The following is a 12,958-nucleotide window of genomic DNA, read 5'->3' on the forward strand; positions in this document are numbered from 1 at the left end:
TTCTCCTTATAACACGTTTCTAAAAGGTAAATTATGACAGCATTACCCGTTATAGTAGGCATGGGTGGCATTAACGCCGCTGGCCGTACTTCTTTTCATCAAGGTTATCGCCGTATCGTGTTAGATAGTTTAAATGCTCAAGATCGCAGTGAAACATTTTTAGGCCTCGCCACACTGATGAATCTAGTAAGCGTTGTAAACGGCCAATTACAAGATACACAAGGTAATAATGTTGAGCAAAGCGACATAGAAGCACGCTTTGGTGAGCAAATTATTGCTGGTACACTTATTCGTAAAATTGAAAAAGAACACTTTGATGCCGATGCCACACCGTGGCAGCAAAAAATGACACTAACCGCATCAAGCGATAACGCAATTGTGTTTGAAACGCGTGCTCGCGACTTACCTGCACCTGTTCCAGCTAGCTGGCAAGTTGAAGAGCTTGAAGGCAAAAAAGTTAAAGTAACTATTGCAGCTGACTTAGACGTAAAGCACGACTCAACACGCGATAACCCAATTAAATCTGCTGGGCAATTTCCGACTGGGTTTGATCCGTCTGTTATGTATAACAGCCGCTATCAGCCTCGTGGTTTGCAAGCTACTATTTTTGCAGCTACCGATGCGATTAAATCAACAGGGCTTGATTGGCAGCATATTATGAATAGCGTAGAGCCAGATAAAATTGGTACCTATTCAGCATCGGTAATTGGCCAAATGGACGACAAAGGCCTAGGTGGTTTAGTAAAGGCGCGCCAACAAGGCGACCGTGTTAGCACTAAGCAGTTAGCACTGGGCTTAAATACAATGTCTACCGATTTTATTAATGCCTATGTTACGGGCAATGTAGGGACTACGTTTTCGACCTCAGGCGCATGTGCAACGTTTTTATATAATTTACGTGCAGCGGTTAATGACATACAAGCAGGGCGTACACGCGTTGCGGTTGTCGCAAGTGTTGAGTGTGCTATTACACCAGAAGTTGTAGAAGGCTTTGGTAACATGAGCGCACTTGCAAACGTTGAAGGTTTGCGCCGTTTAGATAACTTATCAAATGATGAAGAACCAGATTACCGTAATAGCAGCCGCCCATTTGGCGATAACTGTGGCTTTACATTAGGTGAGGGCGCGCAAGTTGCTATTTTAATGGATGATGCTTTAGCCCTTGAGTTGGGCGCTGATATTATGGGCAGCGTACCGGATGTGTTTGTAAATGCAGATGGCGTTAAAAAGTCGATTACATCACCTGGCCCTGGTAACTATATTACAATGGCAAAATCAGCCGCACTTGCTAGCAGCTTATTAGGTAAAGAAGCACTGCAAGAGCGTAGCTTTATTTTAGCCCATGGTTCTAGTACACCGCAAAACCGTGTAACAGAGTCTTTGATTTATCATAAAGTAGCGCAAACGTTTGCTATAGATAACTGGAAAGTAACAGCGCCAAAAGCGTATGTTGGCCATACTATTGCACCTGCAAGCGGTGACCAGTTAGCGATTGCGTTAGGCATATTTAGCCATAATATTATGCCGGGTATTACCACAATTGATAAAGTGGCTGATGATGTTTATAGCGACCATCTTGATATTCGTAATAGCCATTACGAGTGCGCTGATATGGATATTGCTTTTATAAATTCAAAAGGCTTTGGCGGAAACAATGCAACAGCGACTGTACTTTCACCAAAAGTAACAATGCAAATGCTTGCTAAGCGCCATGGCGATGATGTTATGACTAGTTACACACAGAAAAATAGTGTGGTTAGCGCTTCGCAGAAAACGTATCAAACGCAAGCAGATTTAGGCCAATATGAGCTTATTTATCGCTTTGGCGACGGACTTATTGACGACAACGACATTGTAATAGACGAGCAAAGTATTCAGTTACCAGGCTTTGAAAAAGCAATTACGTTTAGCACAACAAACTCCTATCAAGATATGTTTTAAGCACACATACTTGTTAGCAAGGCGCTTTTTAAGCGCCTTTTTTAATGCCATAAATATATTTATCTATTAAGTTCTTTCTAAGTAAAGCTCATTAAATAAACTAATTTTTTGTATTTACACTTGCTTTTATATCGATCGTTTGTTTCTATTATATAAACACTATCTAGGATGGATAAAATCGATGAAAAAACTCATATTAGCGCTTTCTTTTACTTCTGCTTTTACTCAACTCCCTGCGTTTGCTGACGACTTTGTCCCTGCAGAGGTGATTAATAAAAATTACGATCAACTTACTAATACCTCACCGCGTGCGTCTCGATTAGAAGGAATTAATTTAAGTAGTTATCTTGTTGATGAAAACGGCCAAGTGAGCGATATCGAAATTGTAGCTACAGCTGGTCAAAAAAAGTATCAAAGAGAAGTAATGGACTACGTGTCTAAGCTCAACTACAAAAGTGCAAAATTAAATGGCGAGACTATACCTGTAGCAAAAACTATTACTGTAAGTTCGCAAAATTTACATGCTGGTTTTTCAAATGACAAAGCGTCTCGCGGCTTTTTTAATGATTATGAACAAGCTAGTAAGTTAATCGATGAAAAGAAATACGATGAAGCTAAAAGCCGTATTAATGAGTTAGAAAACGAACATACGAAAAATACGGTTGAGATTGTTTTGCTTGCATGGCTTAAAAGCCAGCACAGCTATTTTGTACAAGATTGGAAGAGCTTTGATCAGCACATCAACGAAGCGTTTTTATTTCGAGGTAACCTACCAGATCAAATTCAAAAGCGTGTGATAAAAAATGCATTACAATGGTTTATATCAAAACAAGATTATGTACGTGCCTATGACGCAATAGATGCGTTAGGCAATATTGAATCCATCACTTTTACACAGCAAAATAAGGAGCAGTTATTAGCTCAAGTTAATGACATTTATAAAAGTTCTGGCGATATAAAACAACAAATAGAGCTATTGCCTAAGCAGGCGGTATTACCTTTATTGTCAAAAAGTGAAGTAGCGCTTGAAGCGCAAATGCCGCTAACTAAAGTCCAGTTACGCTGCGAGAACAAAGTAGTAAATTACGATATAAGCACAATTGATAAAATTGTAATTTCACAAAACGATGTGCGTTGTGGGTTATTAATTAAAAGCGCTCAAGCACAAACTGTTACGCTAAAGCAAAGTGGTGATAGCTTTTTATAAGTTTTACGTATTGGTTAATGACATAAAACCCCGCAAATATTATGCGGGGTTTGTGTTTTTACTTATATATATTTAGCAATTAAGCTATGTTTGTGGCTTCGCTTCCAAACAATGTATCGCTTAGCGAGTAGGGTTGTTAGCCCTATTACAACGGCTATGAATAAAAGTGTTGCTGTGTAACTCATGCCATAACCTTCAGGCAAACCAACGAGAGTATCTGCGTAGGTCATATCGCTAAAATTAAAGCCAAGAATAGGTATAAGTAACCAAGCAATAGCATGTAATAAATACAAATGCACAAGGTATGAAAACATACTTGTTTTACCCAGTACTTGTAAAAAGTTATGCGAAAAATCGGTTTTTAAACCACTTAATGCTTTTAAAGAAATAAGTCCAAGGCCTACTGTAAGTAGCATAAACTGCAGCGAAAGCGGATACTTTGTTGGGTTTAGAAACGACATAACAGTGAGTAATGAGCTTGTATGTATAGCAAACTGTGACATATCACCGTATAAGTTAAACCCACGTAAAATGCCATAAAGCGCAAGGCAAGTAACCCCTAATAACAATGCGTGATTCATCACTTTTTTACTGTATTGTTGCGCTTTGTAATAAACACCAGCGCAATATGCCAATGCCATTAAGCCAACAATGGGGGCAACTGGGTAGGTTGTTCTAATTTGAAAATCAAAAGGGAGATCAAGTACATTTTTTTGATGTGCAATAGACCAAGCAGTATGTGCAAATGTATTAGGCTCAAAGCTTGTTCCATCAAATAAATTATGCCCAAACACGAGTAATAAGCCTGCTACAAAAATGGCATAAATGCCCAGGAAACGCAGCAGTCCTAAAATAACAAAGCCCCAGCCGATAGCCCAAATAACTTGTGCGTATAGCATTGGGTATAATGGGTTAAAGCTCCAAGACCACGAAACAATAGTAAATTCAAACAAAATTAGCACTAAACCACGAATAATCAAGCTTTGTGAAAATGCTTTAGTGGATACATATTTATGCTCTGTTATAGCCGCAGATAGACCTGCTAAGAATACGAAGAGTGGTGCGCAAAAGTGAGAAACAAAACGCGTAAAAAAGGTAACGGGATCAGTCCCTGGAATGGTCATCGGATCGGTAACTGAGTAATTAAGGCAATAATACATACCATGGTCAATAACCATAAATATAATTATAATGCCCCGTAATATATCAATATGATGTAAGCGGTTATCGGTTGAAGGTATCGACATAAGAGAGCTATATAGAGTGATTTAAAACTGCATTTATTATATGTTATATTGTATCAAATTGAAATCGTGTATTTATATTTTGCCAGTGATTATACACACGTAATACGACCAATATTTGCTCGCATTACTTGTAATAATACTGCTAATTATCACTTAAACTTTTTTACATACCTTAGCGTTATAAAATTAATAATGGCGAGCAAAATGGCTATTTCGTAACGGCTATAGGCTACAGCTATACCAATTAAGCCCATATTCCAAATACTGGCTGCGGTTGCTGTACCGGAGGTTGATTTGTTATTTTTCAAAATTGCGCCACCGCCAATAAAACCAATGCCAGTAATGATGCCTTGTAACATTTTAGATTGAGCTTCTGCGCCATCTAAAACCGACATAGCTATTAATGCATACCCACACGATGCAACCGCAACAAGAGGAAAGGTACGAAGGCCTGCACCATCATGGCTACGCTCTCTGTCGTAAGCCATAGGTAGCGCAAGTAGGTATGCAATACCTAAATGTATTAAGTTATCGATGATTTCATTCCACTGTAAATCAATTTCCATTATTGAGCCTATGCGGGTTAATTTTGTTAATAATAAGCAAACAGTGGGCCATTGCATAAATAACTAATAATCAATGGTTTATTGTAGGAAGCTGAGTTTAATAAAAATTATTGAGGAAACTTTTACATGTTTTTATTACTATTTTACGCAATAGTTAATTTGACCTGAGTTTTAAAGCCCCGTATTCTTTTATCATATCTAAAAGACAGCTATGTGAATATCTTGCCTTTAAATAAAACATTAAGCACGCCCACTAAGCTTGAAAAAACAGCCTTACTATTTTGCGCTGGGTTATCTGTTTTTGCTTTTTTATTTCCTGAATTTCTCACAGAACACTTACAACCTACCATTAATAAAATTTTAGGTTATTTAGGATCACCATTTTTTATATTGCAGCTGGTGGGTGTTCCAAGAAAGTTTATAAATGATTTTAGGTAGTAATACTTACATTTTTTTACAGAGTTACAATAAAAAACGTATACAATTTAGGTAATATTTTGTTTAGGATGAATGATGAAAACACTTATTGTACTTTTGTTTTTTTATTGGCTTTCTGGCTGTACAGTTGCGGGCGCTATTATTGATGGGCAAGCACAATCTCAGGCGCGTAATGATAAAAATAGTATTAGCCCGGCGCAGTCAACACCTTATAAAAACCCACTAGAGCCAGTACCTACAGATAAAAACGGATTTAACTTTACTGATATGGGATTAAAGATAGATTCGGCTCTTGTTAGCCTAGTTAAAGGGGAAAGCACTACTTCGCAAGTATGTAGGCAGGTCACTAAAAGTCTAAAAGAGTGTGTAGAGGTAGAAAAGTCATCCCTACACACTAATGAGCCTATGCAGTTAAAAACTGATGATGAAATAATAAGTGTTGGTCAATAAAGCTGCTTATAAAAAAGTAGCTATGATCGTAGCCTGCTTGCATTTCAAGTGTAAGCGGGTAGCCTTTTTTATCTGCAATAGCGACTAGGTTTTCTGGCTTAAGTTGCTCTTGTAAAAAACCATCGGCATCACCTTGACTCACTAACATGGGTAAGTAATTAGCTTGCTCTGCGTTTTTCATCAGCTCGCAGCTGTCGTATTGCTTCCAAAGCGCTTTATCATTTCCTAAATAACCAGTAAATGCTTTTACACCCCAAGGGCATTCAATCGGATTTACAATAGGGCTAAAAGCCGAGGCACTTACAAAAGTAGTCGGGTTTTTAAGTGCAACCATTAATGCACCGTGCCCGCCCATAGAGTGACCGCTAATTGCTTTTGTGCTTGTTATTGGAAAATGTTGTTCAATCAATGCTGGTAATTCCCTAACAACATAATCGTACATATTAAAATGGGTGTTGTAAGGAGCTTGCGTTGCATTTACGTAAAAGCCTGCGCCTTGTGCAAAGTCGTAACTGTCTTCATTGGGTACGTTTTCGCCACGCGGGCTGGTGTCAGGCGCTACAATAGCAATGCCCAGCTCTGCTGCTTTTTTAAATGCACCGGCTTTTTGCATAAAATTTTCGTCGGTACAGGTTAATCCCGATAACCAATAAAGTACCGGTACTTTATTTGCTTCACTTGCGCCAGGTGGTAAAAATACGGCAAAGCGCATAGTGCAATGTGTACTTTGCGAGCTGTGAGTATATTGCTTATGCCAACCGCCAGACACTTTTACACTTGAGATATTTTCTAACATACTTAATCCTTAAAAGCCGTAAACTTAAAAGTATTACGGCTTATTAATAAGCTATTTTACGAATGCAGTTTATTAGTAATGAATGACTGTACGAATACTTTTTCCTTCATGCATTAAATCAAACGCTTCGTTAATATCTTCAAGGCTCATTGTGTGAGTAATAAAGTCGCTAAGAGCAAATTCACCTGCCATGTAACGCTCAACAATTTCAGGAAGTTGTGAACGGCCTTTAACGCCACCAAATGCACTACCACGCCATACACGCCCAGTTACCAGCTGAAACGGACGGGTTGATATTTCTTGGCCTGCACCTGCCACACCAATAATTACTGACTCACCCCAACCTTTGTGGCAACACTCAAGCGCTGAGCGCATTACGTCAACATTACCGATACATTCAAACGAGTAGTCAACGCCGCCATCTGTCATTTCAACAATAACTTCTTGAATTGGCTTGTCGAAATCTTTTGGGTTAATTAAATCAGTAGCACCTAGTTTTGTAGCTAAATCGAATTTAGTGGTGTTTATATCAACACCAATAATACGACCTGCACCAGCCATTTTTGCGCCAATAATCGCAGATAAACCAATACCGCCTAGGCCAAATATAGCAACAGTGTCGCCAGGCTTTACTTTAGCTGTGTTGGTAACTGCGCCCATGCCTGTTGTTACACCACAGCCGAGTAAGCAAATCTCTTCTAGTGATGCTTCTTTATTTACTTTAGCGAGTGAAATTTCTGGTAATACAGTGTACTCAGAGAACGTTGATGTACCCATGTAGTGATAAATTGGTTGGCCGTCTTTAAAAAAGCGTGTAGTGCCGTCTGGCATTAGGCCTTTACCTTGTGTTTCGCGCACGGCTGAACACAGGTTAGTTTTACCTGAAGTACACATTTTACATACGCCACATTCTGCAGTGTATAAAGGAATAACATGATCCCCAACTTCAACACTCGTTACGCCTTCGCCAACTGCATAGACAACACCAGCGCCTTCGTGACCTAAAATAGCAGGAAATATGCCTTCAGGATCTTGGCCTGATAATGTAAATGCATCGGTGTGACATACACCTGTAGCGGTAATTTTTACCATTACTTCGCCTTTTTTAGGCATCATCACATCAACTTCTTCAACACTAAGTGGTTGATTAGGACCCCAAGCAATCGCCGCTTTTGATTTAATAAATTCAGACATGTGTTTTATTTCCTTTAACTGGCTATTAAAAAATAATTGTAGACCCAATTTGCTTGGGTGATGTGCTTATTGTATTTGTTTCTCAAATAATGATAATCTCAATTTTATTAAAACACTTTTACAGTATGGTAATAATGGCGCGTTGGGATGGAATAGATGAGTTTATAGCGGTGGGGGAGGAGGGCAGCTTTACTGCGGCTGCAAAAACGCTTGGGCTTTCGGTTGCGCATATTAGCCGCCATGTTACGGCGCTTGAGAAACGTTTAAATACCCAGCTTTTAACCCGTACTACTCGTAAAGTGGTTTTAACTAAAGAAGGCGAAGTGTATTTACATCAAATAAAGCACTTACAACACGCTATGGACGAGGCAACTCAAGGTCTTGCTCAACAACAAAGTACACCTAAAGGTAAAATAAAGCTCACAGCACCCGTTATGTACGGAGAGAGTTTTATTATGCCCATAGTGCATAATTTTATGAAGGATCATCCTGAGGTCGAAGTTGTTGCCACACTAAGTAACGAGCAAGAAAACTTATTAGAGGGCGGATTTGATTTAGCCATAAGGTTAGGGCATTTAAAAGATTCGAGCTTAAAAGCGCGTAGGTTAAGTGCGCGGCGCTTTATTATGTGCGCGGCACCACAGTATTTAACGCGATTTGGTGAGCCGCATACTTTAGGCGAGCTAAACAGCCATGAATGTTTAATTGGGAATAGTAGCTATTGGCGCGTAAACGAAAATGGGCGCGATAAACACATTAAAATAGCGGGGCGGCTACAGTGTAATAGTGGTTGGGCGCTGGTGGATGGCGCAAAAAAGGGGCTTGGTATTGTACAGCTCCCAGACTACTACATTGAAAACGAAATTAACTCAGGGCAATTGGTGCCTATTTTAACACCCTATCAACCACAGCAAGAAGGGGTATGGGGCGTATATCCACCAAGGCAGTTTGTGGCCACTAATGTACGGGTATTGCTCGATTATTTAGTTAAAGGGCTGAAAGCTTAACAGCGAATTAATGGTTAAGCATGTATTGCTGTAAATATAGCCAAGTATCAGATTTTTAAATTATTTCTTACATTTTACGCCATACCCAAAGGCACTTTTTTCGTGCTACTATTGCTCAATACTTTTACGATAAGTGTTAAAAATAATATGTTTCAACCGGTTAGCTTATTTATAGGGCTTAGATATAGTCGCTCATCTAAAGGAAATGCGTTTATATCGTTTATTTCGTTTTTTTCTATTGCCGGTATCGCTATTGGTTTAATGGCATTATTTACGGTAAGCAGTGTAATGAACGGGTTTGAAAATAGCCTCAAAACCAATATGCTCGGACTTATTCCGCATGTTGAAGTTAGCGCAGGTAAACACACTGCCACCCAAATGAACACCCTAAAAACCGACCTCGAACAATCTCCTTATGTTGATCATGTAAGCTTATATCGCCACGGCGAAGCTATTTTGCAAACAAATAAAGACTTGCACGGCGTTTTACTACAAGGCCTTTATAACGATAGGGGTTCTTTGTATAAAATTACCGATAAAATAGTGCAAGGCGATTGGAAAACTGTATTAAACAAAAATTACAACATTGCTATAAGTCGTTATTTGAGTCGTAAATTAGGCGTTAGCGTGGGTGATAAGCTTCGCGTTATTATGCCTAATGCTTCAACGTATACACCTCTTGGGCGAGTACCCAGCCAGCGTTTATTTAAAGTTGCCGCAATATACGAAACCGGATCTGAGATAGATATGGCACTTGCGTTTACAAGTGGCGCTTCACTACAACGGGTATTAAAGCTGGATAAAAACACTGCCCCAAATTTAAGTGTTTCATTGCACGAACCTTTCGAACTAGATGAGTTTATTGAAGCAAGCCAGCGTATTTTACAAGATCATAATTATAGTGATTGGCGCAGTACCCAAGGTACTCTATTTGCAGCCGTTGCTATGGAAAAGCGCATTATGTCTATGTTGCTTGCCCTCATTGTATTGGTGGCTGTATTTAATATTGTATCGGCATTAACCATGATGGTAAGCGAAAAACAAGGTGAAGTGGCCATACTACAAACGTTAGGTTTAACACCTTCGCAAGTGCAAAAAGTGTTTATGGTGCAAGGCTTATATAACGGCGTAATTGGTACCGCAATAGGCGCATTTTTAGGTGTAATATTTAGTTTATACATAAATGAGTTACTTGCATTAGTGGGCTTAAACTTATTGGCGGGTATAGAGCTTCCGGTTAAATTTGATATTTTGAGTTTAGTAATAATAGCGTTTGCCAGTATTGCTATGAGCTTTTTAGCTACCTTATATCCTGCGCGTAAAGCCGCAAAAGTAAAACCAGCAGAGGTATTACGTTATGAATGATTTAGTAATTAGTTGTGAAAATTTAAGTAAGGTTTATCAAGATGGCAGCAACCAAGTTGAAGTATTAAAAGGCGTTGATTTAGCGCTGCAGCAAGGTGAAATGCTCGCTATTGTGGGGAGTTCTGGCTCTGGTAAAAGTACGCTTTTACACATACTTGGCACATTAGATACCGCAAGCTCAGGTAGCGCTAAAATTAAAAACCAAGAAGTTGCAAAACTTTCGCGAACAGAGCAAGCCGCATTTAGAAACCAAAACTTGGGCTTTATCTATCAATTTCATCATTTATTAATGGAGTTTAGCGCAGTTGAAAACGTGGCTATGCCATTATTAATTAAAGGCTTGAGTGCAAAAGAAGCCAAAGCTCAAGCGCTCGACATGCTCGAAAAAGTAGGCCTTGCACATCGCAGCTCGCATAAACCGTCTGCGCTTTCTGGTGGAGAGCGCCAACGCGTGGCAATTGCCCGTGCATTGGTTACAAAACCTGCGCTTGTGCTTGCTGATGAACCAACCGGTAATTTAGATAAACAAAATGCGATTAAAATTTACGATTTAATTAATGAGCTTAACCAAAGCTTAAACACGAGTTTTGTGGTAGTTACACACGATTTAGAACTTGCCGATAAGCTAGGCAAAATAGCTTATTTAGACGATGGAAAACTAGCTATTAAAGAGTCGCAGCATGTTGCTTAGTGCATTTTTAAGTAAACGTTTTAGAGCCTATTCAGGCCACAAAGATGAAAAAAACGGCTTTGTTAGTTTTATCGCTAAAGCGTCGACTATTGGTATTTTATTAGGTGTCGCGGTTTTAATTGTGGCGCTGTCGGTAATTAATGGTTTTGAGCAGCAACTAGTACATAGATTGCTAAGTGTTGTGCCGCAGGTTGAATATGTAGCACCAAGTAGACCCATTGCGAATTGGTCACAAAAGGTTGAGGATTTACAAACACAACCGCATGTAACAGGGGCTGCGCCATTTATTGCCGTTAACGGAATGGCGCAATATAAAAGCCAGCTAAAAGCGATAGAAATTCGAGGTGTTGAGCCATCGTTCGAGAGTAATGTATCGGCGGTAAACCAGTTTACCAGTGGTAAATTAGTGAGTCAGTTAGGCCTTGACGATGTAATTTTAGGTAAGCAAATAGTAAAACAGTTAGATGCAAAAGTAGGCGATAACATTACATTACTTATTCCGCAAATTAGTCAAAAAGGTCAATCATTATTAGCGCCTAAACGCGTAACACTTAACCTTGCAGGTGTTATAGAAATGGGCGGACCGATTGATAGTACCGCTGCATTTATACATCTTAACAAAGCACAGCAAACATTGGGTTACGATGAAACCCAAGTAACAGGGCTGCGTTTAAGTGTTGATGATGTGTTTTCGGCGCACCAAATAGCGCTAAAAGTAGGGCAAACTATTGACGACTACGTGTATGTTTCTAGTTGGTTTAGAACCCAAGGTAGCCTTTATCAAGATATTCAAATGGTACGTACCATTGTTTATATTGTGGTGTTTTTAATTATAGCGGTAGCCAGTTTTAATATTGTATCGTCCTTAGTGATGGAAGTACGCGAAAAACAAGGCAATATCGCGATTTTAAAAACCATGGGCGCGAAAGACAGTACTATTTTAGCCACCTTTGTAATGCAAGGCTTAATGCAAGCATTTGTAGGCGTGGCACTAGGAACACTAATTGGTGTGGTATTAGCGCTTAATATAAGTGAGCTTTTTACGTGGATAAGCCAATTATTTGGAGCCAATCCACTTGAGGGCGTTTATTTTATAGAGTTTTTACCAAGTAAATTAGTACTTGAAGACATTGGTATTACAGTGATTGTTACGTTTGTGCTTGCGATACTTGCCACTATTTATCCTGCATGGCAAGCAACGCGTGTAGATCCTGCCAAGGTGCTTGGTAACTAGGTATAAGAAGCTCAGATAAAAATTAATAGGGTGGTATTAGTAAACCTGTTAAACTAGGCGCTTATTTAAAATTAAGCAATAACTGCTTGGTTGCTATACCTCACTTTGGGATTTACTTTGACTAATAACGATATTTTACGCCGCATTCGCTACACTTTTAACTTAACTGATACTGCTATGGTCAATGTTTTTGCATCAGCAGAGCATACGGTCACCAAAGAGCAAGTAATTGCATGGTTAACTAAAGAAGGTGAAGAGGCTTTTACCCCAATAAGTGATACTGAGTTTGCTAGCTTTTTAAATGGGTTTATTAATACCCAACGTGGCAAGCGCGAAGGTGAGCAACCAGAGCCAGAGAAAAAGCTAAACAACAATATTATCTTTATGAAGCTACGTATTGCTTTAAATATGAAAGCAGAAGATGTTATAGCAACACTTGCACTTGTTGATTTTGATTTAAGTAAACATGAGTTAAGCGCATTTTCTCGAAAAGTAGATAACAAACATTACCGTGTTTGTAACGATCAAATATTACGCTTGTTTTTAACCGGCGTACAAAAGCAGCACCGCCCAGAAGAGTCTGCTGAGTAACTGGTTTTAGCTAATTAGCTTTTAGTTAATGGGTTTTTTGCGAGCGCAATGCAGTATAAAGCCCATTAATTGTTATATTTTTAAACAAACCCATACCTAACCAAATACTTCTAAAATTCCCTTTTAAAATATAAAAACTCGCTTGGCACTGTTCTAATTTTAAATCTGTGAATTTAAATTCATCTTTAATACATAAAAATCAAACTTCCAATCAAAAATAATTCACGCAGC

At 39.0% G+C, this 12,958-nt stretch carries 13 protein-coding genes; 9 read left to right on the plus strand and 4 right to left on the minus strand.

Features of this window, described 5'->3' with window-relative positions:
• The first annotated feature begins 33 nt into the window (after positions 1 to 33).
• Both FFU37_RS06030 and FFU37_RS06035 read left to right on the plus strand, forming a co-directional pair.
• Positions 34 to 1,941 (plus strand): beta-ketoacyl synthase, encoded by a 1,908-nt coding sequence (locus FFU37_RS06030; RefSeq protein WP_096792990.1) that lies wholly within the window; start codon positions 34 to 36, stop codon positions 1,939 to 1,941.
• A 181-nt stretch (positions 1,942 to 2,122) separates the two neighbouring features.
• A complete protein-coding gene (locus FFU37_RS06035; RefSeq protein WP_138488987.1) occupies positions 2,123 to 3,148 on the plus strand; it encodes an energy transducer TonB in 1,026 nt (341 codons plus the stop codon).
• A gap of 62 nt (positions 3,149 to 3,210) precedes the next feature.
• Here the strand turns inward: FFU37_RS06035 and FFU37_RS06040 are convergent, their stop codons facing one another.
• Together FFU37_RS06040 and FFU37_RS06045 are read right to left on the minus strand one after the other, a co-directional pair.
• Positions 3,211 to 4,395, minus strand: a complete 1,185-nt coding sequence (locus FFU37_RS06040; protein ID WP_138488988.1) for an acetyltransferase domain-containing protein — start codon at positions 4,393 to 4,395, stop codon at positions 3,211 to 3,213.
• A 149-nt stretch (positions 4,396 to 4,544) separates the two neighbouring features.
• Positions 4,545 to 4,961, minus strand: a complete 417-nt coding sequence (locus FFU37_RS06045) for an MgtC/SapB family protein (RefSeq protein ID WP_002960738.1) — start codon at positions 4,959 to 4,961, stop codon at positions 4,545 to 4,547.
• Positions 4,962 to 5,174: 213 nt separating this feature from the next.
• On the opposite strand from FFU37_RS06045, the gene FFU37_RS06050 reads away from it, so the two are divergent.
• Together FFU37_RS06050 and FFU37_RS06055 are read left to right on the plus strand one after the other, a co-directional pair.
• Positions 5,175 to 5,399 (plus strand): hypothetical protein, encoded by a 225-nt coding sequence (locus FFU37_RS06050; RefSeq protein WP_239022715.1) that lies wholly within the window; start codon positions 5,175 to 5,177, stop codon positions 5,397 to 5,399.
• A gap of 75 nt (positions 5,400 to 5,474) precedes the next feature.
• Positions 5,475 to 5,849 carry a hypothetical protein gene (locus FFU37_RS06055; protein ID WP_138490008.1) on the plus strand — a complete coding sequence of 125 codons (375 nt, stop codon included), beginning with the start codon at positions 5,475 to 5,477 and terminating at the stop codon, positions 5,847 to 5,849.
• Here the strand turns inward: FFU37_RS06055 and fghA are convergent.
• Both fghA and FFU37_RS06065 read right to left on the minus strand, forming a co-directional pair.
• The gene (gene fghA / locus FFU37_RS06060; RefSeq protein ID WP_138488989.1) at positions 5,803 to 6,645 is read right to left on the minus strand and encodes an S-formylglutathione hydrolase; all 843 of its coding nucleotides are present in this window, start codon (positions 6,643 to 6,645) and stop codon (positions 5,803 to 5,805) included. The genes FFU37_RS06055 and fghA overlap by 47 nt on opposite strands.
• A 72-nt stretch (positions 6,646 to 6,717) precedes the next feature.
• Positions 6,718 to 7,839: an S-(hydroxymethyl)glutathione dehydrogenase/class III alcohol dehydrogenase gene (locus FFU37_RS06065; RefSeq protein WP_002960732.1), complete on the minus strand. Its 1,122-nt coding sequence runs from the start codon at positions 7,837 to 7,839 to the stop codon at positions 6,718 to 6,720.
• A gap of 134 nt (positions 7,840 to 7,973) precedes the next feature.
• Between FFU37_RS06065 and FFU37_RS06070 the strand changes: the two genes are divergently transcribed.
• The 5 genes from FFU37_RS06070 (at position 7,974) to FFU37_RS06090 (ending at position 12,727) form a co-directional block, all read left to right on the plus strand.
• Positions 7,974 to 8,846, plus strand: coding sequence for a LysR substrate-binding domain-containing protein (locus tag FFU37_RS06070; RefSeq protein ID WP_175413920.1), 873 nt, complete (start codon positions 7,974 to 7,976; stop codon positions 8,844 to 8,846).
• 147 nt (positions 8,847 to 8,993) lie between these two features.
• A complete protein-coding gene (locus FFU37_RS06075) occupies positions 8,994 to 10,211 on the plus strand; it encodes a lipoprotein-releasing ABC transporter permease subunit (RefSeq protein ID WP_138488991.1) in 1,218 nt (405 codons plus the stop codon).
• Positions 10,204 to 10,902, plus strand: coding sequence for a lipoprotein-releasing ABC transporter ATP-binding protein LolD (gene lolD / locus FFU37_RS06080; RefSeq protein ID WP_007375330.1), 699 nt, complete (start codon positions 10,204 to 10,206; stop codon positions 10,900 to 10,902). Before FFU37_RS06075 ends, lolD begins: the two co-directional genes overlap by 8 nt.
• A complete protein-coding gene (locus tag FFU37_RS06085; RefSeq protein WP_138488992.1) occupies positions 10,892 to 12,136 on the plus strand; it encodes a lipoprotein-releasing ABC transporter permease subunit in 1,245 nt (414 codons plus the stop codon). Before lolD ends, FFU37_RS06085 begins: the two co-directional genes overlap by 11 nt.
• Positions 12,137 to 12,253: 117 nt before the next feature.
• Positions 12,254 to 12,727 (plus strand): YehS family protein, encoded by a 474-nt coding sequence (locus tag FFU37_RS06090; protein WP_002960721.1) that lies wholly within the window; start codon positions 12,254 to 12,256, stop codon positions 12,725 to 12,727.
• Positions 12,728 to 12,958: the final 231 nt, after the last annotated feature.

Source organism: Pseudoalteromonas distincta, assembly GCF_005877035.1.
In the GTDB taxonomy this organism is placed as follows: domain Bacteria; phylum Pseudomonadota; class Gammaproteobacteria; order Enterobacterales; family Alteromonadaceae; genus Pseudoalteromonas; species Pseudoalteromonas distincta.